18 protein-coding genes are annotated in these 22,639 nt (G+C 68.9%); 12 read left to right on the forward strand and 6 right to left on the reverse strand.

Annotation, left to right across the window (positions count from 1 at the left end; translation table 11 throughout):
* Window positions 1-9 precede the first annotated feature (9 nt).
* From ACLARN_RS17770 to ACLARN_RS17780, 3 genes are read left to right on the forward strand one after another with little or no spacing between them, the layout of a single operon-like run.
* Window positions 10-1,239 (forward strand): sensor histidine kinase, encoded by a 1,230-nt coding sequence (locus ACLARN_RS17770; protein ID WP_409492517.1) that lies wholly within the window; start codon window positions 10-12, stop codon window positions 1,237-1,239.
* Window positions 1,236-1,889 carry a response regulator gene (locus ACLARN_RS17775; RefSeq protein ID WP_409492518.1) on the forward strand — a complete coding sequence of 218 codons (654 nt, stop codon included), beginning with the start codon at window positions 1,236-1,238 and terminating at the stop codon, window positions 1,887-1,889. The genes ACLARN_RS17770 and ACLARN_RS17775 overlap by 4 nt, the downstream gene beginning before the upstream one ends.
* An 18-nt stretch (window positions 1,890-1,907) precedes the next feature.
* Window positions 1,908-2,942, forward strand: coding sequence for a serine hydrolase (locus tag ACLARN_RS17780; protein ID WP_409492519.1), 1,035 nt, complete (start codon window positions 1,908-1,910; stop codon window positions 2,940-2,942).
* A gap of 3 nt (window positions 2,943-2,945) precedes the next feature.
* Here ACLARN_RS17780 and cysC read toward each other — a convergent pair whose 3' ends face one another.
* Together cysC and cysD are read right to left on the reverse strand one after the other, a co-directional pair.
* Window positions 2,946-4,775 carry an adenylyl-sulfate kinase gene (gene cysC / locus ACLARN_RS17785; protein ID WP_409492520.1) on the reverse strand — a complete coding sequence of 610 codons (1,830 nt, stop codon included), beginning with the start codon at window positions 4,773-4,775 and terminating at the stop codon, window positions 2,946-2,948.
* Window positions 4,775-5,683: a sulfate adenylyltransferase subunit CysD gene (gene cysD, locus ACLARN_RS17790; protein WP_409492521.1), complete on the reverse strand. Its 909-nt coding sequence runs from the start codon at window positions 5,681-5,683 to the stop codon at window positions 4,775-4,777. The genes cysC and cysD overlap by 1 nt, the downstream gene beginning before the upstream one ends.
* A 77-nt stretch (window positions 5,684-5,760) precedes the next feature.
* On the opposite strand from cysD, the gene ACLARN_RS17795 reads away from it, so the two are divergent.
* A complete protein-coding gene (locus ACLARN_RS17795) occupies window positions 5,761-6,240 on the forward strand; it encodes a nuclear transport factor 2 family protein (protein WP_409492522.1) in 480 nt (159 codons plus the stop codon).
* 267 nt (window positions 6,241-6,507) lie between these two features.
* On the opposite strand, the gene ACLARN_RS17800 is transcribed toward ACLARN_RS17795, so the two are convergent.
* Entirely contained in the window at window positions 6,508-7,371 is an 864-nt protein-coding gene (locus tag ACLARN_RS17800; protein WP_409492523.1) for a helix-turn-helix domain-containing protein, read from the reverse strand.
* Window positions 7,372-7,458: 87 nt separating this feature from the next.
* Between ACLARN_RS17800 and ACLARN_RS17805 the strand changes: the two genes are divergently transcribed.
* From ACLARN_RS17805 to ACLARN_RS17815, 3 genes are read left to right on the forward strand one after another with little or no spacing between them, the layout of a single operon-like run.
* Window positions 7,459-8,628, forward strand: a complete 1,170-nt coding sequence (locus tag ACLARN_RS17805; protein WP_409492524.1) for a hypothetical protein — start codon at window positions 7,459-7,461, stop codon at window positions 8,626-8,628.
* Between the two features lies 1 nt (window position 8,629).
* On the forward strand, window positions 8,630-9,409 hold the full coding sequence (locus ACLARN_RS17810) for an SDR family oxidoreductase (protein WP_409492525.1): 780 nt from the start codon (window positions 8,630-8,632) through the stop codon (window positions 9,407-9,409).
* A 10-nt stretch (window positions 9,410-9,419) separates the two neighbouring features.
* Window positions 9,420-10,580: a sulfotransferase family protein gene (locus ACLARN_RS17815; protein ID WP_409492526.1), complete on the forward strand. Its 1,161-nt coding sequence runs from the start codon at window positions 9,420-9,422 to the stop codon at window positions 10,578-10,580.
* Between the two features lie 75 nt (window positions 10,581-10,655).
* On the opposite strand, the gene ACLARN_RS17820 is transcribed toward ACLARN_RS17815, so the two are convergent.
* A complete protein-coding gene (locus ACLARN_RS17820) occupies window positions 10,656-12,341 on the reverse strand; it encodes an EAL domain-containing protein (RefSeq protein ID WP_409492527.1) in 1,686 nt (561 codons plus the stop codon).
* Window positions 12,342-12,413: 72 nt separating this feature from the next.
* Entirely contained in the window at window positions 12,414-13,541 is a 1,128-nt protein-coding gene (locus ACLARN_RS17825) for a lycopene cyclase family protein (RefSeq protein ID WP_409492528.1), read from the reverse strand.
* A gap of 43 nt (window positions 13,542-13,584) precedes the next feature.
* Between ACLARN_RS17825 and ACLARN_RS17830 the strand changes: the two genes are divergently transcribed.
* The 5 genes from ACLARN_RS17830 (at window position 13,585) to ACLARN_RS17850 (ending at window position 21,280) form a co-directional block, all read left to right on the forward strand.
* Window positions 13,585-15,147: a deoxyguanosinetriphosphate triphosphohydrolase family protein gene (locus ACLARN_RS17830; RefSeq protein WP_409492529.1), complete on the forward strand. Its 1,563-nt coding sequence runs from the start codon at window positions 13,585-13,587 to the stop codon at window positions 15,145-15,147.
* A gap of 236 nt (window positions 15,148-15,383) precedes the next feature.
* On the forward strand, window positions 15,384-18,257 hold the full coding sequence (locus ACLARN_RS17835; protein WP_409492619.1) for a S8 family serine peptidase: 2,874 nt from the start codon (window positions 15,384-15,386) through the stop codon (window positions 18,255-18,257).
* Window positions 18,258-18,451: 194 nt separating this feature from the next.
* Entirely contained in the window at window positions 18,452-19,120 is a 669-nt protein-coding gene (locus ACLARN_RS17840) for an acVLRF1 family peptidyl-tRNA hydrolase (protein WP_409492530.1), read from the forward strand.
* A gap of 143 nt (window positions 19,121-19,263) precedes the next feature.
* The gene (locus tag ACLARN_RS17845; protein WP_409492531.1) at window positions 19,264-20,892 is read left to right on the forward strand and encodes an ABC-F family ATP-binding cassette domain-containing protein; all 1,629 of its coding nucleotides are present in this window, start codon (window positions 19,264-19,266) and stop codon (window positions 20,890-20,892) included.
* Window positions 20,893-21,070: 178 nt separating this feature from the next.
* Window positions 21,071-21,280, forward strand: coding sequence for a helix-turn-helix domain-containing protein (locus ACLARN_RS17850; RefSeq protein ID WP_003071237.1), 210 nt, complete (start codon window positions 21,071-21,073; stop codon window positions 21,278-21,280).
* Here the strand turns inward: ACLARN_RS17850 and ACLARN_RS17855 are convergent, their stop codons facing one another.
* A complete protein-coding gene (locus ACLARN_RS17855; protein ID WP_409492532.1) occupies window positions 21,281-22,576 on the reverse strand; it encodes a glycosyltransferase family 87 protein in 1,296 nt (431 codons plus the stop codon).
* Window positions 22,577-22,639 lie beyond the last annotated feature (63 nt).

Here is a 22,639-nt window from a genome sequence, read left to right on the forward strand (position 1 = left end):
AAAGAGCACATGCGACTTTTCGGCCCGCTCGTGGACCGGGCGACCTACCGACGGTGGGTGTACTTCATCCTCGGCGGCGCGCTGAGCGTGCCGTATATCCTCTTCGCCGCCATCGTGGTGCCGTCGCTGCTGCCCCTCGTCGTGACGGTGGAGCGCGGGGTCGCCATCGCGACGATCACCCTCGTCCTGGTGGTCATCGCGTCGTCGTTCATCCCGGCTGTCCGGGTGCTGGAAGGCGCGGCCGTGCGGGAACTGCTGGACGATCCCGTGCCGGGAGTGACGTTCGGGCCCGCGGGGAGCTGGCCTGTCCGGCTGCGGTCGACCGCGATGTACCTGCTGCACGTGAGCACCGGTTGCGTCGTCAGCCTGGCGAGCCTGTTCGTCCCGGTCGCGTTCGGGTTCACGGTCGCGGCACCGTTCACCGGCCGGATCACGCTGTCCACAGAGGACCCGATCGTGGTGCCGGTTGGCTGGGCGAGCGCGTGGATCCCGCTGGCCTTCCTGCTCGGCGTCGTCGCACTGGCGTATGTGGTGTGGGGAGCGGGTGCGGTGCTGACCCGCGTCGCCCGGAGCCTGCTGGGTGTCTCGGCCGCGGAACGGATCGCTCAGTTGGAGAAGCGCACCGAGCAGCTCGCCGAGCGCAACCGGCTGGCGCGGGAACTGCACGACTCGGTGGGGCACGCGCTGAGTGTCGTGACCATCCAGGCCGGGGCCGCGCGCCGGACCCTTCGGTCCGATCCGGACTTCACCGAACAGGCGCTCACCGCGATCGAGGACTCCGCCCGTGGCGCCTTGGACGACCTCGACCATGTGCTGGGCCTGCTGCGGGAGGAGGCCTCGTCGCGGGCGCCGCAATCGGGGCTGGCGGAGCTGTCCGCGCTGGTCGAGGCCACGCGACTGGCGGGTGCCGAGGTGACGGCGGAGGTACGGGGCGAACCGGCGTCGGTGCCGCAGGTCGTTTCGCGCGAGGCGTACCGGATCTTGCAGGAATGCCTGACGAACGCGTTGCGGCACGCCGGTAAGGTGCCGGTGACGGTGCTCGTCGACGCCGGTTCGGAGCTGTTGCGGCTGCGGGTGTCCAACCCGCTGGGCGCCGCGGCTCCATCGCGGGACGGCGGCGGCCGGGGACTGCGGGGGATGGCGGAACGGGTGGACGTGCTCGGTGGCACGATCACCGCGGGCCGCGCGGACGGATTCTGGAAGGTCGAGGTGGCGGTGCCATGGGGGAAACGGCGATGAGCACGAAGGTGCTGCTGGTCGACGACGAACAGCTGATCAGGGCCGGGCTGCGGGCGATCGTCGCTTCCGAGCCCGATCTGGAGGTCGTCGGCGAGGCGGCCGACGGTGCCGAGGTACCGGGCATGGTCTCGCGGTTCCGGCCCGACGTCGTGCTGATGGACGTCCGGATGCCCTCGATCGACGGCATCCGCGCGACCAGCCACCTTATGTCCACTATGGACAACCCGCCGAAGGTGATCGTGGTGACGACCTTCGAAAACGACGACTACGTCTACGACGCCCTGCTCGCCGGTGCGAGCGGTTTCCTGCTGAAACGGGCCCGGCCCGAGGAGATCGTCGCGGCGATCCGGACCGTGGCGGCGGGGGAGTCCCTGCTGTTCCCGGCCGCGATCCGGCGGCTGGCCGCGCAGCAGGCGAACCGGGGCCCGCAGGACGGCCTCGCCGGCGCCGGGCTCACCGAACGCGAACGCGAGGTGCTGCGGCTGATGGCCGGTGGACTGTCCAATGTGGAGATCGCGGGCGAGCTGTACCTCGGCGTGCAGACGGTGAAGACGCATGTCGGGAACGTGCTGGCGAAACTCGGCGCGAGGGACCGGACACAAGCGGTGATCAAGGCGTACGACACCGGATTCGTCACACCGGCGGGCTGAACGCGGTAGGGTTCCCAGGTGGATACGAACGTCAACCGCCGTCGTGTGCTGGGTCTGGGCACGGTCGCGGCCGCGGGTGCGGTGCTTGGGACGACGCAGATCGCGGGTGCCGAAGAGGCCGAAGTGGACACGGCCGCCAAAGACGCTTCGGCCGCCGCGCGCCGGATTTCCCAGGTGTACGCCCGGGAAACCGCGAAGGCGGGTGGCACGTGGTCGTCCTACATCAGCGTCGCGGACTCCGCCGGGAACCTGGTGCCCGCCGTCTCCGAGCGGGCGGATGAGGTCGTCGAGGCCTACAGCGTCAACAAGATCGCGGTCGCCTCCGCGGTACTCGACAAGATCGACCGCGGACTGCTCACGTTGGACCAGCGCGTCGACGTCACGGCCGACATCGTCATCAAGGACACCGATGGCATCTTCGGCCTCGACGGCGCGTACCCCAGTTCGGTGACCCTCGGGCACGCGATGGCCGCGCTGCTGACGCTGTCCGACAACACCGCCGTCCGCTTGTGCGGACTGGTCTGCCCCGCTGCCGAGGTCAACGAGATCCTGCGTGGCAAGGGATTCGTGCATACACAGGTCGTTCCCGTCGCGAACCCGAACCGGTTCTTCCTCGGCAAGACCACCCCGGCCGAGACGCATACGCTGCTGCGGAAACTGGTCGGCGGGACACTGCTTTCGGCGAAGTCGACCGAGTACCTGCTCACCATCCTGCGTTCGCTCAGCGCTTTCACCGACGGCGTGCGGCTCGACCTGACCTCCGCCGAGCGGCTGCGGGTCGCCACCAAGGCCGGCTGGTTCAACGACGGCCGCAACGAGGCGGGCGTGATGTTCAGCGCGGACGGCAAGCCGATCCTGACCTATTCGCTGTTCGCGTCCGGTGCGTTCGCGGGCGACCCGGCGGTCAACAAGGACGACTACGCCGCGACGCATCCGGCGCTGAAAGCGCGTACGCGGCTCGGAAAGACGATGTTCCGTTCGGTCGAGAAGCTGACCGCGACCACGGCCCGCACCTACGCGACCGCTCCGTACCGGGCCTCCAACGGCGGCTGATCGTCAGTCGAGGGCGGCGAAGATCAGCGCGGCCATCGAGGCAGGATCCCCGTTTTCCGGGCGCAGCACCAGATCCGGGGTCTCGGGACGTTCGTAGGGAGCGTCCACCCCGGTGAACCCGGTGATCTCGCCCGCCCTCGCCTTCACATACATCCCCTTGGGGTCGCGGTCTTCGCAGACCTCGAGCGGGGTGTCGACGAAGACCTCCAGGAACGGCAGCCCGGCGGCCTCGTGCGCGGCGCGGGCGAGTTCGCGATCGGCTTGATACGGGCTGATCAGCGAAACCACCGACACCACACCGGCGTCGGCTAACAGCTTCGCGACCTCCGCGACGCGTCGCACGTTCTCGGCGCGGTCGGCCGGGCTGAAGCCGAGGTTCCCGTTCAGCCCGTGCCGGAGATTGTCGCCGTCCAGCAGATACGCGGGCCTGCCGGACGCGACCAGCCGCCGCTCCAGTTCCACGGCCACGCTCGATTTCCCGGACGCGGAAAGCCCGGTGAGCCAGACGGTGAGCCCGCGCGTCGCGCGTTCCGCCCTGGTGACCGCGGCGGTGTGCCAGACGACGTTCGACGCCGTCACACTCGGCCCGGTGATCATGCCGGCCGCGACCGTCGCCCCGGAATGCTCGTCGATGAGGAGGAAACCGCCGGTGGACCGGTTGCGGCGGTAGGAATCGAACAGCAGTGGCTGCCGCGCGCGCAGCCGGACACGGCCGATCTCGTTGAGGGACAACGATTTCGCGGTCTCGTCGCGGTGCAGCGTCGTGACGTCGAGCCGGTAGGCGAGGTCGCGGATCTCGGCCTTGGTCTCGCGGGTGGTGTGCCGCACGACGTAGCTCGCGCCAGGGGAGAGGGCGCTTTGCTCGGAGAACCAGCACACTATCGCGTCGACGTCCCGTCCGGTGTGCGGGCGATTGCCGGGACGGCAGATCAGGTCGCCGCGGCCGAGGTCGAGGTCGTCGGCGAGTTCGATCGTGACCGCCCGCGAGGCGAAGGCCTCGGTGATCGGAATGCCGCCCGGCCCCCAGATCGCGCGTACCGTCGTGGTGAAGCCGGACGGCAGCACGGTGACCTCGTCGCCGGGTTTGAACACCCCGCCCGCGACGGTGCCCGCGTACCCGCGGAAGTCGCGGCTGTGCTCGCGGATCACGTACTGCACGGGGAAACGCGCGTCGATGAGGTTGCGATCCGAGGCCACGTGCACCTGTTCGAGATGGTGCAGCAGGGAAGTCCCTTCGTACCAAGGCATACTGGCACCGCGGTGCACGACGTTGTCACCGTGCAGTGCCGACATCGGGACGAACGTGAGGTCGTGCACCTGGAGCTTCATGGCGAAGCGGCGGAAGTCGTCGCGGATCTCTTCGAAGCGTTCCTGAGACCAGTCGACGAGGTCCATCTTGTTGACGCACAACACCAGGTGCGGAATTCCGAGGAGGCTCGCCAGGAACGCGTGCCGCCGAGACTGTTCGAGCACGCCTTTGCGGGCGTCGATCAGGACCAGAGCGAGGTCCGCGGTGGACGCGCCGGTGACCATGTTCCGGGTGTACTGCACATGCCCCGGGGTGTCGGCGATGATGAACTTCCGTTTGGGGGTCGCGAAATACCGGTGTGCGACATCGATGGTGATGCCCTGTTCGCGTTCCGCGCGCAGGCCGTCGGTCAGCAGCGCGAGGTTCGGGTACGCCTCGCCGCGGGCGCGGCTGGTGCGTTCGATGGCTTCGAGCTGGTCGGTGAACACCGTCTTCGAATCGAACAGCAGACGGCCGATCAGGGTCGACTTACCGTCGTCGACACTGCCCGCGGTCGCGAGGCGGACCAGTTGAGAGGCGCCCATCAGAAGTACCCTTCCTTCTTCCGGTCTTCCATGCCCGCCTCGGAGATCCGGTCGTCGGCCCGGGTGGCGCCGCGTTCGGTGAGCCTGCTGGCGGCCACCTCGGCGACCACTTCGGACGGTGACGTCGCCGTCGACTCGACGCAGCCGGTGCAGGTCGCGTCGCCGACGGTACGGAAGCGAACCGTTGCGTCGTAAGGACTTTCGCCTTCATCCAAGGTGAGGAAGCGGGTGTGCGCGAGCAGCATCCCGTCCCGCTGGACGACCGCGCGCCGGTGCGAATAGTAGATCGAGGGCAGGTCGACGTCCTCGGCCTCGATGTACTGCCAGATGTCGAGTTCGGTCCAGTTCGACAGCGGGAAGACCCGGATGTGCTCACCCTTGCGGTGCCTGCCGTTGTAGAGATCCCAGAGTTCCGGGCGCTGGTTGCGCGGATCCCATTGGCCGAACTCGTCGCGGAAGCTGAAGACCCGTTCCTTGGCGCGGGCTTTTTCCTCGTCGCGCCGGGCGCCGCCGAAGACGGCGTCGAACGCGTGCTCGCGGATCGCGCGCAGCAGGGCGGCGGTCTGGAGGCGGTTCCGGCCGGCCTTCGGATCTTCGATCACCCGGCCCGCGTCGATGTCGTCCTGGACGCTGGTGACGACGAGCCGGAGCCCGTAGGTGTCGACCGTGCGGTCCCGGAACTCGATGACCTCGTCGAAGTTGTGCTCGGTGTCGACGTGCATCACCGGGAAGGGGGGTGGCGACGGCCAGAACGCCTTGGCCGCCACGTGGAGCATCACCATCGAGTCCTTGCCGCCGGAGAACAGCAGCACCGGCCGCTCGAAGGTCGCCGCGACCTCTCGGAAGATGTGCACTGCTTCGGCTTCGAGTGCTTCGAGATGGGTGAGCTCGTATGCCGGGGACGCCATCGTGACCTCCGTGGTTGGAGATCAGAAAAGTAGAACAGGTTCTTGTGCTTGGTCAAGAGGAGGAGGACGCTGTCGGCATGGACCTGGTCGCGCTCGAAGAGATCCGCCGTCTCAAAGCCCGCTACCTCCGGTACCTCGACCTCAAGCTGTGGGACGAGATGGCCGGGACCCTGACCGCCGACGCGCACGCGCGCTACGGCACGCCGTCGTACGGCAAGCCGCTGACCTTCGAGGGTCGCGGAGAGATCATCGGGTTCTTCCGGAACGCCGTCGGGCCCGGGATCATCACGGTGCATTTCGCCGGGCAGCCGGAGATCGACGTCGACGGCGACACCGCGACGGGCACCTGGCTGATGCGGGACAAGGTGATCGTGCCGGAGCACCGGGTGGTGATCGAGGGCGCGGCGTACTACGAGGACACCTATCGGCGGGTGGACGGCGTCTGGCTGACCGCCTCGACCCAGTACGACCGGCTGTACGAGACGATGATGTCGATGGACGACGTGCCGAGCCTCAAACTCACCGCGAACCTGTGGTCGACCCCCGCAAGTAGGTGACTAATTGCGGTCCGTTGCCGCCTGCGGTGGGTCGTGAGACGGGTCTTGACCAAGGGAGGGTTGGGACACTCAACGTGCCAAATCCTCCTTGGCGGCTCAGACCCGTGCCGCCGCGCGCTTGACGTACCGCTCTCAGGCGCGAGGGTGTCGCGAAAGCCACTTTCGGGACATCAGACGTCCCGAAAGTGGCTTTCGCGACATCACGAGACCTTGCTCGCGCCCCACCCGGCACCGGTCCTTGCACGCGCAACTCCCGCAAGTAGGTGACTAATTGCGGGATTCGGTGGTGACGGCGTCGGCGGTCGCGACCAGGGCGGCGCCCCGCCGCGCGATCTCGGCGCCGGTGATCGTTTCGCCGACGGACAGCGTGAGCACCAGTTCCTGTCTGCCCGAAGCGTCGAACGTCGGCGCGGCGAGCAGGCTCACCGCGTGTTTGCGGCGCGGTTCCAGGTCGGCGCCGAGGTAGACGCGTTCGCCGAGGCTCGAGACGAGTTCTCCCACCAGGCCCCGTACTTCCGGTGGCAGTTCCTCCGCGCCGACGCCCGCCATCAGCGCGTAGAGCCGCCGCCCCGCGGAGGTCAGGCTCTCCACCAGGTAACCGTGTTCGCGGCATTCGGCTACGACGCGCCGCAGGTGCGCTTCGTCCAGCCGCACCGGCACCGCCGGGGGTTTGGCGAGCCACGCGTCGAACGCCGCGTCGGAGTCCCACAGCACGTACATCAGCCCGACCGGCGGCGCGAACGGGTAAGCCTCGCCGAGTTTGACCCGTCCGGGCCCGGCGCTCTGCAACATCAGGATCCGGTCGCCGACCACGGCCGACGCGGTGCACGTCGCGCCATAACGCCTGCTCAGATCCTCCAGATGCCGCCGCGCGACCTCGCTCGCGCCGAATCCCTCGCCCGCGACGCGGCCGGCGGCGATCATCGCGGGCCCGAGCCGGTAGGTGACCGGCTGCGGGTCCCGGACCAGGTAGCCGCCCGCGGTCAGCTCGGTCACGATGCCGAGACAGGTCGGTTTGGCCAGGTCCAGTTCGCGGGCGAGTTCCGAAAGGCCGAAACGCCGTCCAGGCCGCGCGGCGAAGAAGTCGAGCAGCCGTACGACTCGCTCGGTGGGCGGAGAGCGCCGAGTCATTGACCCATCCTTAGAACGCGTTCTAGTCTGATGTCGCGAAGAACGTACCAAGTCGGTACGTATTTGTACCAGCATGAGGAGTCGCCGGTGCTCACTCAACCGTTCGCGGACGCGATCGTCGAAGCCGAGAAGGTCATCGCGGAGGCGCCGCACATCCGGACCGAACAGGATCTGGTCGAGGGGTACGACTACCTCGCCGGCAGTATCCGCGCGTCCCTGCAGATGGCGTGGGCCTACGAACGGGACTATCCGTACTTCACCCAGTCCACCGGGCCGTACACGAAGATGGGCCTGGACAACCCGGACACGCTGTACTTCAACGCGAACATCCGCGAGGACCGCGAGTACGTCGTCACCGGGACTCGGGGGAGCACGGCGGACCTCAGTTTCCAGGTCCTCAACGGCGACTACTCGCCCGTCGAGGTGCCGGACAGTCTCGCCGCGTTCGACGACCGCGAGATCGAGATCGCCGACGACGGCTCGTTCGAACTCCGCTTCGGACCGGCGAAACCCGACCCCGGCCCCAACTACTTCATCCTCGGCCCGGGTTCGTCGATGCTCGTGGTGCGCGAGGTCCACAGCGACTGGGCCACCGAACGCCGCGGCACGATCCAGATCCAGTGCGCGGACACCGCGGGTGGCTCACCCGCGCCGCTCACCCGCGACGTGCTGGCCAAACGCTACGGCGTCACCGGCAAGATCCTGTTGAGCAGGTTGCGCACTTTCCTCGCCTTCCCGAAGTGGTTCTACCTGAACCTGCCGGTGAACACGATGACCGAACCGCGGCCAACGCCGGGTGGCCTGACCACGCAGTATTCGTCCGCCGGGCACTACGAACTCGGTGACGAGGAGGTCATGATCGTCACGGTGCCACGTTCGGACGCGCCCTACCAGGGCATCCAGCTCGGCAGCGTCTGGTACCTCTCGCTGGACTACATCAATCACCAGACCAGCCTCACCGCCGACCAGGCGAGGGTCGATCCGGACGGCAAGATCCGGTTCGTGATCAGCGAACGCGACCCGGGCCTCGCCAACTGGCTCGAACGCACCGGTCACGACCGCGGTTACGTCCAGATCCGCTGGCAGCGGCTCTCTCGGGCGCTGGGCGAAGCCGACGGTCCCGAAGTCGAGGTGGTGAAGGTCGGCGAACTCGCCGACCGGCTGCCGTTCCACGACGAGGCGCGCGTGACGCCGGAGGAGTGGGCGAGCCGGATCGCGGCACGCCAGACCGCCGTCGCGGCGAGGATGCTGGGCTGACATGGACCTCTTGAAGGACAAGGTGATCGTGGTCTCCGGTGTCGGACCGGGACTCGGCCGGTCCATCGCGGTGCGCTGCGCCGCGGCGGGCGCCGACGTCGTTCTCGCCGCTCGCACCGAATCAAGGCTCGCCGAGGTCGCCAAGGAGGTCGACGCGCTCGGCCGTCGCGCGGTCACCGTGCCGACCGATATCACCGACGACGCTTCGGCCGCGAATCTCGCCGAGGCCGCGCTGAAGGCGTTCGGCCGAGTGGACGCGTTGGTGAACAACGCTTTCGCCATCCCGCCGATCATGGATCTCGCCGACGTCGACCTGGCCGACGTCCGTGCGGGCTTCGAGACCAACGTCCTCGCCGCGCTCCGGCTCACTCGGCTGTTCACGCCGTCTCTCGAAGACAGCGGGGGTTCGGTGGTGATGATCAATTCGGCCGTGCTGCGGCATTCCCGGCGGACGTTCGGCGCGTACAAGATGGCGAAGTCGAGCCTGCTCGCGCTCGCGCAGAGTCTCGCCTCGGAACTCGGGCCACGCGGGATCCGGGTCAACTCCGTGGCGCCCGGGTACATCTGGGCGGACTCACTGAAATGGTATTTCGCCTACCTGGCCAAGGAACGCGGCGTGACGCCGGAACAGGTGTACGCCGAGACGGCGGAGACGATCGACCTGCGCCGTCTTCCGGAACCGGATGAGATCGCCGACACCGTCGTGTTCCTCGCCTCGTCGCTCGCCCGGTGCGTCACCGGTCAATGCCTCGACGTCAACGCCGGCGAATACCACCACTGAAGGGGAGAACATGCTGCCAGGGCGCGAAAACGTCGGCACGGTCGAGGATCTGCACGCGTCGGCGGCGAAACTCACCGGGCTGGACGACTTCGGCGGCGAGGATCACCTCGAAGGCCTCCGCGTGCTGCTGGATTCGTATGCCGGAGAGGCCGGTTTGACGCCGTACGGCAACAAGATCCATCGCGCGTTCCTGCGTGGCGCTTTGGTGGCGCGCTCGTTGAGCGAGGCGTCCTGGAAACAGAATCCGCGGTACGCCGAGGTTCCCGTCGAGCGGCCGATCTTCGTCACCGGCCTGCCGCGCACCGGGACCACGGCGTTGCACCGGCTGCTCACCGAGGATCCGGCGCACCAAGGCCTGGAGGTCTGGCTGACCGAGGTGCCGCAACCGAGGCCGCCGCGCGAGACGTGGGCGGAAAACCCGGTGTTCCAAGGGATCCAGGCGGGTTACGAGAAGCATCACGTCGAGCATCCCGAGTTCATGGGCCTGCATCATATGTCGGCCGATCAGGTCGAGGAATGCTGGCAGCTGCTGCGGCAGTCCCTGAAATCGGTTTCGTACGAATGCCTCGCGCACGTGCCGTCGTACTCGCGCTGGCTGGACGGGCAGAGCTGGACCGACGCCTACCGCAGGCACCGGCGCAATCTCCAGCTGATCGGCCTTCCCGACGCCGGGCGCCGCTGGGTGCTCAAGAACCCGAGCCATCTGTTCGCGCTGGACGCGCTGCTGGAGGTGTACCCGGACGCGCTGATCGTCCAGACCCACCGCGCGCCCAGCACGATCATCGCGTCGGTGTGCAGCCTGAACGAGCAGGCGTCGGAAGGCTGGTCCGACGTCTTTCGCGGGGACGTGATCGGCCGTAGTCAGCTGGATCTGTGGGCGCGAGGTGCGGAAACGTCACTCGAAGCACGTGCGCGGCACAACGCGGCGCAGTTCTGCGACGTCCGGTATGAGGACTTCGTCGCCGACCCGATCGGGACGGTCGAGGGGGTCTACAAGCATTTCGGGCTGCCGCTGAGCGGCGAAGCTCGCGACGCGATGACCGCGGTCCACGCCGAAAGCCGTTCCGGGGAAAGGAAACCCGTGCACCGGTACGACCTCGCGGACTTCGGGCTCACCGCGGGCGAGGTCGACGAACGCTTCTCCACCTACCGCGCCGCCCACGACCTCTAGACCCTCCCGCAATTCGGCACCTACTTGCGATACTTGCACGCGCAATGATCGCAAGTAGGTGCCGAATTGCGTGGGTCAGAAGCCCGCGGCGGCGCGTTGGGCGGGGAGACCTCGGGTCGTGATCCCGCGCAGTACCTCGACGCGCTCCGAGCCTGGCCGCCCGAGCACCCAGCTCGACCCGGGGACCTCCTTGGCGCGCTTCTTCAACGGCGCCAAGAGCCGCGAAGCGTCCTTATAGGATCGGATCGCGCCGTTCCCGCACACCAGGGTCGCGAGCGACACCGTCACCGGCAGTCCGTCGGCCGACCACGGCGTGTCCAGCAGTGCGGCGGCGACCGTGCCGATCTCGTCGACGTCGCAGGCGATCAGGAAGTCGTCCCCGCCCACGTGGCTGACACGCATCCGGCGAAGCCTGGACTCCAGATCGGTGAGCGTCCGGCCGAGTGTGCGGATCAGGTCGTCGCCCGCGGCGAACCCTGCCGTGTCGTTGACCGTCTTGAACGAGTCGACGTCCAGCCAGGCCGCGACGAACGGTTCCCGCGCGTTGATCCGGCGGTCGACGTCCCTGGCGACGGCGTCGCTGCCGGGCAGCCGGGTCAGCGGGCTGAGGGAGACGGCCTCCTCGACCTTCGCCTCCGCGACCCCGCGGACGACCTCGTTCACCAGCACCACGCCGAGACAACGACCACGGTCGTCGACCACCACGACGTCGTCGCCGGTCCGGCTCCAGTCCGCGTCGGTGACCAGTTCGAGGAACTCCAGCGCGCTCGCGTCGACGTGGATCGTGTGCGGCTGGTCGGCGAGCCTCGACGCGGGCCGTTTGGCGTGCAGGGCGTGCCCGTACAACCCGGTCACCGCGACCAGGAACCGTGTCCGGTCGATCGACCACTGTGGACGGTGCCGGTCGTCGATGCCGACGATGCCGCTCGGCCCGTCGGCGGCGGCCAGCACCTCGCGCACGTCGTCGCACGTCGCGTCTTCCGGCAGCGTGGTCGCGGGCCGGAGGAAGTCCCCGACGCGGCGCGCGCGGGCGGTACCGGGGATGAACGGGCCGGGCGCGTCCGGCGCGGGCAGCGGCGCGTGGTTGCCGTCCGGCGGCGCGAGCAGGTTGCCCTGCGCGATCCGCACGCCGAGTTTGCGCGCGGACTCCAGCTGCTCGGTGGTTTCGAGCCCGGTGGCGACCAGCCGGTTGTCCGTCCGCGACGCGAAATGCAGCACCGACTCGACCACCGCGACGGCGGCCGGGTCGTGCGGTAGGCCGCGCAGCACGCTGCGGTCCAGTTTCACCAGGTCGATCGGCGCGGAGGCGAGCAGCGTGAGCGGGAGATCGCCGCGGCCGAGGCCGTCGAGCGCGAGCCGGAAGCCGAGTTCGGTGAGCCGCCGCATGCCGCTGAGCAGCAGGTCGGCGGGGATCTGCGTGAACGGCGGCCCGATCTCCAGCACGACGTCCCTTGCCCGGCGGCCCGCCAGGCTGAGTGCCTCGGTCAGCGGGTCGAAGTGCGACGGCGGAGCCGCCACCGTCCGCGCGGACAGGTTCAGGTGCAGGGGGAGGGCGGCCTGCGGCTCGTTCTGCTGGCGGACGGCTTCGGCGGCCAGGCCGACATCGACCTCGGCCAGCCTGCCGCTGCGCCGGGCGTCGGCGAGCAGTTCGTGGGCGGTGCCGCGACCTGGCCGTGCCAGGGCTTCGAACGCGACGACGCCACCGGTGTGCAGGCTGTACAACGGCTGGTAAGCGAAGCGGACCGCGATCTGCAACGTCACAAACGAATGTTCGCTGGAGATGTCAGGAAACGAAACACGTGTCAACTGATGTTCATCGTCAAGGCACCAGGGTTACCTAGAACGGCGTAGTGCACGCCACCCGATCAGGTGTTTCCTTACTCGCCATGGCGCTATTCGGAAAAGTGCCGACATCGCTTCGGCGGTACCCGAAACATCTTGGTGACCGGACGTGAAAGCCCGTTGGAGTCCGGTGGGCAGGGTGAAGAACAGCTCGAAGAACACCGGGACCAGATCGGGCGGCATCCCGCACAACGCCCGCAGCCCGTGCCGCCGCAACCCGTGCACGGTGCGGGCCGAGGACGGCCACAGCGCCCGGTGAGCGGCCGACGCGGCTTCGGCGGGCCCTCTCTCCCAGGCCTGGGCGACGGCGTCGGCGACCGGATCCGCGAGCCGCACCGACGTCGCCACGCTGTACCCGGTCGCCGGATGCACCAGCCCGGCCGCCGCCCCGAACGGCACCGTCCGGCCTCGCCGGGGCACCGGCACGTCGAGCACGATCCGGACGCGCTCTTCGCGCCCGCGCGTCGTGAGCCCGGCTGCCGTCAGGCGGGCGCGCAGCCGTGCCGCCAGGACGTCCAGTGGCAGGCCGGGCTTGCGGGCCAGCGAGGTCTCCTCGACCAGGACGGTGCCGTCGCCGAGCGGCAGCACGTAGAGGAAGCCCTGTTCGCTGCCGCGCCAGTCCATGAACACGGCGGTGTCCGGGCCGTCGACCAGCCGGAGCGCGTCCTCGGCGGGGAGGACGGCGCCGAACGCCGTCTGTTCGTACCGGTTTCCCCGGGGCCGGGCACCCGTGGCGTCGAAGTACAGGCCCGCCGCGAGGACCTGGCCGTCATCGAGGCGCACCGAGGATCCGTGCTTGCCGTGATCGACGCCGGACACCGTCCCGGCGACGACGTCGTAGCCGCCGGTCAGCCAGTCGCGCAGACCGGCGTTGTCCACCACGAGGTACTGCCGCTCGAGGACGTGCGGTCCGGTTCCGAAGGCGAGTGTCGTCGAAGGCGCGCAGGCTACGGCGCTCTCGGGCAGCGACGGCAGCTCGTCGGCCCACAGGCCGTAGGTCGCCCGCCAGCGCCTGCCCGGCGCCGGGTCGACCAGGACCGTCGTCAGGCCGCGCCGCGCGCAGGCACGTGCGAGAGCGCGCCCTGCCGGGCCACCGCCCGCGATCACCACGTCCGTCACCTTGGCATCTCATCACGGCACCGCGACGGATACGGTGTGACGCATGGAACAGACGGATCCGAGGGCGTGGCGGCGAGACCCGGAGAGCGAGAGCGCCGGGTTCAGCGACCTCGCCACGAGCCCGTTCCGGATCGACCGGGACCGGATCGCGGCGTCGCCGTTCTTCGCCCGGCTCGGCGGGGTGACCCAGGTGGTCAGCGCCGGGGGCGCCGGACTGCTGCACAACCGGCTCACGCACAGCCTCAAGGTCGCGCAGGTCGCCCGCGCGATCGCCGAGCGGATCAACGCGAGCAGCGATTCCGCCGAACTCGCCGCGAAACTGGGCGGCTGCGACCCGGACGTCGCCGAGGCCGCCGCACTCGCGCACGATCTGGGGCATCCGCCGTTCGGGCATCTGGGGGAGCAGACCCTCGACCGGATCGCCCGGCACCGGTTCGGCCTCGCCGACGGCTTCGAAGGCAACGCGCAGTCGTTCCGGATCATCACGACGACCGACGTCCGAGGGCCGTCCGCGTCCGGACTCGACCTCACCACGGCGGTCCGCGCCGCGGTGCTGAAGTACCCGTGGGCGCGGCTGCACGTCCCCGATCCGCATCCGACGTCGATGGACGTCCAGCCCCGCGGCGCGGCCGAACCGGCCGACGCCCCCGGCACCGGCGCGAGCAAGTTCTCCGCCTACAGCACCGAACTCGACGACTTCAGCCAGGCGCGGGCGCCCTTCGAGGGACGTATCGAGCCGTGGCAGCAGACCGTCGAAGCGTCCGTGATGGACACTGCCGACGACATCGCGTACGCCATCCACGATCTCCAGGACTTCCACCGGATCGGCGTCCTGCAGCACGCGCCGGTCGCGGCCGAGTTCACCGGCTGGGTCGACCACGCGGTGGATCTGGCCGGACTGGACGACGCGACGCTGACCGCCGAACGGCGGCTCCCTGGCCGTTCGCTGGAACGCCTGCGCCGCCGAATGCACGCCAAGGACGGCTGGATCGTCGACGACGACGCCTTCACCAGTGCCGTCGCCCGTGTCCGCGCCGAACTCGTCGACGGTCTGCTCGCCACCGGGTTCGACGGTTCCATCGAGGCCGAGCAGGCCACGGCCGCCTTCTCCTCGAAGTGGACCGCGCGGCTCGTCGACGGCGTGCAGGTGGTGCCGTCTCCCTCGACCCGGACAGGGCATCTCACGCTGCGGCCCGCGCAGTGGCACGAGGTGCAGGTGCTGAAATTCGTGCACCGGAGGTTCGTGCTGCTGCGCCCGGAACTGGCGCTGCACCAGCGCGGACAGGCGAGCCTGGTGACCACCCTGGTCGACGCGCTCGACGCGTGGCTGCTCGACCGTGACGAGTTCTACCGGCTCCCGCGGCGGCTGCACGATCTGGTGGAGCTGGCGCGGTCGGAGTTCAACGACCTCGCGCGGACGGCGCCGGAGCTGCTCGTCGGGGCGACCGGGGAGCCGGTCGCCGGTGCCGACGCCCTGCGCGGGCTCGCACGCGGGCGGGCAGTGGTCGACTTCGTGGCGTCGCTGACGGACAAACAGGCGGTGACCCTTATGGACGGTTTGTCCGGCCGCGCTTCGCAGCCTTGGTCCGACTCTTTCGTCCTTTGAGGCCGGTCCCCGGCACACCGTGACCCTACGATTACGCTGATCGGCCTACCTTCCGCGGCCGAAAACGGAAATTCCCATTCTGACGTCACTCGAACGGCCTCTGCCAACGGTGCACGCGCGGTACTTAGCTTGATCCAGCCGGTGATCGCCGGCATTGGTCAGCGTGAGTCGGGGCACGCGCCTAGGAATCGGAGGCGCACGTGCGTCCAACCCGTTCTAGTAGGAGAAGAAGAACGATCCTGACCGCGGGCACAGCGGTGCTCGTCACCGCGCTCGGCCTGGTCAGCCCGCCCGTCGCGGCGGCGGAAACCGGCCAACCCCCGGACGCCTTCTCGGAGAACACCGTCCGGCAGATCGAGGCCTTGCAATCGATCAAGAAGAGCCAGACCACCGGTGAGTCCAAAGTGGACAGCCGATTGCTCGTCGAACAGAAACTCCGCGCTCAGCGCATGTCGGCCTCCGCGGTTCCCGCACTGGGGTCTGGGGCGAATGTCTCCGCGGCCGGCACCGTGCTCGTGGACATCCGGGGCCAGGTCTCGGAAGAACTCCTGAAGGGCCTTCGTGAATCCGGTGCGGGGATTCGCGCGGTCTCGCAGCGATACGGCAGTGTTCGCGCCGAGGTGCCGCTGAACGCGGTCCAGGCGATCGCCGGTCGTGCCGACGTCAAGAAGGTCGAAACCGCCAACGAGGCGTTCACCGCCCGGCAGCTCGCCGAACCCGCCGTCGCGGGCAAACGGGAGAGCAAACAGGAGAAGGCCGACCGGATCACGGCCGAGCTGAAGAAGGCCGTCGAGGCCAAGGGGCAGGTCGGCATCTCCGCCGGGCCGATCAACAGCGAAGGCGACCGCGCGCACAACGCCGACACCGCGCGCCAGCAGTTCGGCGTCACCGGGGTGGGCACCAAGATCTGCGCGCTGTCCGACGGCATCGACTCGCTCGCGACCTCGCAGGCGCGCGGCGAACTCCCGGCGGGCGTCGACGTGATCCCCGGCCAGGAAGGCGACGGCGACGAAGGCACCGCGATGCTCGAGATCATCCACGATCTCGCGCCGAACGCGTCGCTCGGTTTCGCCAGCGCGTTCAACTCCGACGCCAGTTTCGCCGACAACATCCGCAAGCTGCGGTTCGACGCGCACTGCGACGTCATCGTCGACGATGTCCTGTACTTCAAGGAATCGCCGTTCCAGGACTGGATCATCGCCCAGGCCGTGAACGACGTGACCGCCAACGGCGCGCTGTACTTCTCCTCGGCCGGTAACGAGGGCAACGTCGCCGACGGAACCTCGGGCCACTGGGAAGGCGACTTCGTCGACTCCGGCAAGAGCGTCGGCAAGTTCGCCGGCACCGCGCACAACTTCGCCGGCGCCGCGGGCAACCAGATCTTCGAGCCGATCTCGAACGCGTCCGGCGCCGTGCCGGTCACGCTGTTCTGGTCGGACCCGCTTGGCCGTTCGAACAACGACTACGACCTGTACCTGCTGAACGCGGCGGGCAACGTCGTGGACTTCAGCCAGGACAACCAGACCGGGACCCAGGACGCCTACGAGCGGGTGGACACCACGGGTGCCGCCGGGCTGCGGCTGGCCATCGTCAAGTTCTCCGGCGAGGGCCGTTACCTGTCGCTTTCCGCGCTGCGTGGCCGTTTCTCCGACTCGGCCGACGGCCTCAAGGCCTACACCAGTCCCGGCGTGACCGTGGGCCACTCGGCCGCGCGGGACGCGTTCAGCGTCGCGGCGGCCCCGGCGGCCAAGGCGTTCCCGCGTGCCCTCGAACCGGGCGACCCGGCCAACCCGGTGGGCCCGTTCCCCGGCGCGTTCGGTGCGACCACGAAGGTCGAACGGTTCACTTCGGACGGTCCGCGGCGGGTGTTCTACCAGGCCGACGGCACCCCGATCACCCCGGGCAACGTGTCCGGGACCGGTGGTGAGGTCCGCGCCAAGCCGGACATCACCGCGGCCGACGGCGTCTCCACCAGCGTCACCGGCTTCACCACGTTCTACGGCACGTCGGCCGCCGCGCCGCACGCCGCCGCGATCGCGGGCCTGGTGCTCTCGGGTAACCCGGGGCTGCCCCCGGCCGACGTGCGCGAGGCGCTGATCAACACCGCCGTCGACATCCTGACCCCTGGCCGCGACAACTCCAGCGGCGCCGGAGTCATCCTCGCCGACAAGGTGCTCGCCTACACCGGTGCCAGCCCGCAGCCGCTCGCGACCGCGGGCCAGCCGACGGTCACCCCGGCCGACGGCGGTTCCGCGCTCGACCCGGGCGACACCGCCAAGGTGACCCTGCCGGTGACCAACCGGGGCGACGGCACCGCGTCGTCGACCAGCGTCGTGCTCTCCAGCCCGACCCCCGGTGTCACGGTGGCGCCGCGGTCGAAGTCGTACGGCACGATCAGCCCCGGTCAGACCGGCGTGAACGACTTCACCATCACCGTTCCCGCCACACAGGAACTGGGTGTTCCGGTGGTACTGAACGCCAGGGTGACGTTCGCCGGCTCGTTCTCGCCGACCACGTCGACGTTCTCGCTGCCGGTCGGCACGCCGTCGCCGGTGACGCAGAACTTCGCCTACACCGGTGACGTCGCGGCCATCCCGGACAGCGACCCCACCGGCGTGACCGTGCCGATCACGGTGAGCGGTGTCGGGCGCGCGTCGAAGCTGACGTTCTCGGTGGACGGGGCCACGTGCAACACCGACCAGACGTCGACGACGGTGGGCATCAACCACTCGTACGTCGGTGACCTGGTCGGCACGCTGACCTCGCCTTCGGGCGCCAAGGCGACCGTGTTCCAGCGCGGCGGCGGCTCGGGCAACAACCTGTGCCAGGTCGTCTTCACCGACACCGCGGCCGCTCTGTTCAGCACGGCGCCCGCGGCGAGCGCCCCGTTCACCGGTACCTACAAGCCGGTGCAGGCGCTCGGCGGCCTGACCTCCGGTACGGCGGCCGACGGCACCTGGAAGTTCACCGCGGTCGACGTCGCCGGTGGCGACACCGGCTCGATCCGCTCGATTTCCTTGCACATCAACGGTTTCGTTCAGCCCGGGGTGGCTGAGCGGCCCGCGAGCGTCGGGAAGTCGGTCGGGCGCGGTCCGGTGAAGCCGGTCTAGCCCTTTCGGAAGCGCGTGAAGGCCCCCTTCCCTCGGCTGATCCGAGGGAAGGGGGCCTTCACGCGCATGCGGGGCCTTGCCCGCGCGAGGGTGTCGCGAAAGCCACTTTCGCGACGCCTCATGTCTCGAAAGTGGCTTTCGCGACACGGTCGCGTGACTGGTGTCGCCGCGAAACGGCACCGTAGGTTGGACCTATGGCGAAGGAGAGGCAGGTAGCCGGAGGCGGCAGGGCGGTCGAAGTCGCCCCGGGCCGCCTCGAAGGCTGGTACGCCCGCTTCGCCGTCCGCAACGAAGGCGTCCGCGAGACCCAACTGAGCCCCGACGCCGTCACAGTCACCGCGGACAACGGAGTCGTCGCCGTCGCGACCGTCCCTTTCGGACCGCTGGATGCGGAAGGGACCGTGGAGGGGCTGGCCGTCGAGCCGCTCATCGAGCACGCGCTGATCTCGCGGAGGATCGCGCTCCTGCTGGTGCGCCGAGGCGGGCACAGTGTCGGGATCGCGCGCGGGGGAGTGATCGTCCAGTCCAGGACCGACCGGCATCTCGTGCAGGGCCGGTCCGCGGCGGGCGGCTGGTCGCAGCAGCGGTTCGCGCGGCGCAGGGAGGGGCAGGCGCGCGTCGCGCTTCGTTCCGCCGCCGAGGACGCGTTCGATGTGCTCGTGCCGCAACTGTCCGAAGTGGACGCTGTCGTGCTCGGAGGTGACCGCCGGGCACTGGAAACACTGCGCGAGGACCGGCGGCTGGCACCGTTGTTCGATCGGGCGGAACCCCGCGTCCTCGACATCGCCGAACCACGCCGCACGGTGCTCGACGACGCCGCCGAACGCGCGGTCACGGTCGAAATCACCCTGTCCGGGCCGTGACGTCGGGCACGGTCGGATAAAATCGTTCGACAGCGGCCCGTACACTGATCGCGTGGACATTCTCTTGGAGTGAGCTCCTCGCCTGCCCGTCGGCAGGCGAGTCGAAGCTGTCCACTCATCCACCCCTTTTACCGGGAGTTCCCGTGATCACGGCCTCTGGCCTGCAGCTGCGCGCCGGCTCGCGCATTCTGCTCGACGAAACCAACGTCCGCATCCAGCAGGGCGACCGCATCGGCCTGGTCGGCCGCAACGGCGCCGGCAAGACCACCTCGCTCAAGGTGCTGGCCGGGGAGGGCGAGCCGCACGCCGGCGAGGTCCGCCGCAGCAGCGAGCTCGGTTACCTGCCGCAGGATCCGCGTGAGGGCGACCTGTCCGTCACCGCGAAAGACCGCGTGCTCTCCGCCCGCGGCCTCGACTCGTTGATGCGCAACATGGAAAAGGCGCAGACCGCGATGTCGGAGCTGGTGGACGACAAGGAGCGCGACAAGGCGATCAACCGCTACAGCCGTCTCGAAGAGCGGTTCGCCTCCCTCGGTGGTTACGCCGCCGAAAGCGAGGCCGCGCGGATCTGCTCCAACCTCGGTCTCGCCGACCGGGTGCTCGCGCAGACGTTGCAGACGCTCTCGGGTGGTCAGCGCCGCCGCGTGGAGCTGGCCAGGATCCTGTTCGCCGCGGCCGAGGCCGGTGCCGGCGGCAAATCCGAGACGATCCTGCTGCTCGACGAGCCCACCAACCACCTTGACGCCGACTCCATCAACTGGCTGCGCGGGTTCCTCAAGCAGCATGACGGTGGTCTCGTGGTGATCAGCCACGACGTCGAACTGCTCGGCGACGTGGTCAACAAGGTGTGGTTCCTCGACGCGACCCGCAGCGAGCTGGACCTGTACAACATGGGCTGGCAGCGCTACCTCGACGCGCGGGCCACCGACGAGAAGCGCCGCCGCCGCGAGCGTGCGAACGCCGAGAAGAAGGCGGCCACGCTGCAGCAGCAGGCCGCGAAACTCGGTGCGAAGGCGACGAAGGCGGTGGCCGCCAAGAACATGGCCCGCCGTGCCGAGCAGATGCTCTCCGCGCTCGACGACACCCGTCAGGCCGACAAGGTCGCCCGGATCAAGTTCCCCGAGCCCGCCCCGTGCGGCCGGACCCCGCTCACCGCGGAGGGGCTCTCGAAGTCCTACGGTTCGCTCGAGATCTTCACCGGGGTCGATCTCGCGATCGATCGCGGTTCGAAGGTCGTCGTACTCGGATTGAACGGTGCCGGAAAGACGACTTTGCTCCGGCTGCTCGGCGGAATGGAAACTCCGGATACCGGCAAGACCATTCCGGGTCACGGATTGCGTTTGGGCTATTACGCACAGGAACATGAAACGCTCGACCATGATGCTTCCGTGTGGGAAAATATCCGGCATCTCGCACCGGACACGGGCGCACAGGAGTTGCGGAACCTGCTCGGGTCGTTCCTCTTCACCGGTGAGCAGCTCGATCAGACCGCGGGCACGCTCTCCGGTGGCGAGAAGACCAGGCTCGCCCTGGCCGGTCTGGTGTCCAGCGCTGCCAACGTTTTGCTGCTCGACGAGCCGACGAACAACCTGGACCCGGCCAGCCGCGCCCAGGTCCTGGACGCTTTGCGCAGCTTCGCCGGGGCCGTCGTCCTGGTGACACACGACCCGGGCGCGGTCGAGGCGCTGGAGCCGGAACGCGTGATCCTGCTGCCGGACGGAACCGAGGACCATTGGTCCGCCGATTATCTGGAACTTGTCCAGCTTGCGTGACCCCTGCGTCCGTTCGGGTGCTTGATCGATGCCATCCGGCCACTGAAATGGCCCAATGTGATCGCGGTTTCAGCAGTTTTGCGCTCGTCGTCTGGCATTCCGGCGCTCAGTGTTCGATCATTGCGGCGACAGGGGCCGCAATGTGGCCCAGAACACTCTCGGCGGGAAGGCGATCGACGTGGCTGATCTCAAGAAAGGCGCGCGGATCACCGGCAACACGCGTGACAAGCTGGCCGCTGACCTGAAGAAGAAATACGAGAAGGGCTCGAGCATCCGCGCCCTCGCGGAGTCCACGGGTCGCTCGTACGGGTTCGTGCACCGGGTTCTCTCGGAGTCCGGCGTCCAGCTGCGTGGGCGTGGCGGTGCCACCAGGGTCAAGAAGAAGTAGTCACGAAGAAGTAGCGGACTGCTGCGCGGGGGGCGCAGTTCCCTTTCCAGGGACCGCTGTTTCGCGGGATTCGCTGGAGGCGAAGGCCAGCCTGGCGCCGAGCAGGACCAGCGGATACACCAGGTAGCCGTACCTGGTCGCCGGAGTGAGCAGGATCAGCGCGCCGAGTCCGGCGGCGATGCGCAGGAGTGCGTCCGAACCGGTCACGGGAGGACGGCGTACCAGCCAGACCAGGATCGCGACGGCCGCGATCCCCAGCAGGGCGAAGGAAACCGCCGTGCCGACGGGGCCGAGCGAGGCGATGAGGCGCCCCGGCAACGGGCTCGCCGCCGGTGACTTGATCACGCCCATTCCCAGCGGGAACCGGAAGACGTGCTCGATGAACGCCTTCGGGTCCACGAGATACACCGGTACGTGCAGGACCACGGTCGTCACCACGAGTGCCGCGGCGTATCCGCCCAGTGCGCGAGGACCACGCCGGGTGAGCAGGAGGACACCCAGCACCACCGCCGCGGGAGCGACGATGAGTTTCGCGCTGATCACCAGCGCCAGCACCAGACCCGACAGGATCGCGCGGCCGGTCGTGGCCAACGCGACGGAAAGCACCAGCAGGCCGACGATGGCCAGATCCGGGCCGGCGACGGCCCAGGTCAGCGCGGTCAGCGGGCACGCGAGCGCGAGTTGTGCGGCGCTCACCGGGATTTTCGGCCACTTCAGCAGCCGCAGTGTCAGCAGGACGCACGCGACGGCGGCCAGCGCGAACATCCAGCGCGCGTCGGTGAGGGCGTTCGCGACCGGCCCACCGCCGAAGAGAGCGCGCGGCAGGCCGAAGACGGTCATCACCGGACCGTATGGCGTGTAATCGTTTACTTCCGCCGCGCGACCGAGCGCGGTGACGTCGACGTACGGGGTTCCGTTCTCCAGAAGGAGTTTCGCCGACCGCTCGATCACCCAGACCTCGGGCTGGGCGGCCCACGAGTTCGGCGTGATGAGCCAGTCCACTCCGGTCAGACGGCGAATGACGAGCATTCCCAACGGAAGGATCATCGCGAACAAGCCGATGGCGCCGATACCGATCCACCGCGAGCCGAGCGCGCCGGACAGGGGCTTGCCGCGCCGGCCGGCGATCATCAGCCAGCTGGTGTGGACCACGGCGAGGCCGTAACCTGCGACAGCGAAATTGGCCCACACGCGGTATCCGTAGAATTCCGCGACGGCCGTGTTGATTCCCGCGAAGATCAGGCAGCCGGCGTAGAAGACCAGGTCGATGGTCAGCTGTCGCGAGTCCTTGGTCACCGGCTCAGGCTACCGACGTGGCCGTGGCCGCTGAAAAGAGGACGCGGAAACCGGGAAGCATCC

It is taken from the genome of Amycolatopsis sp. cmx-11-12 (assembly GCF_046269425.1).
Taxonomy (GTDB): Bacteria; Actinomycetota; Actinomycetes; order Mycobacteriales; family Pseudonocardiaceae; genus Amycolatopsis.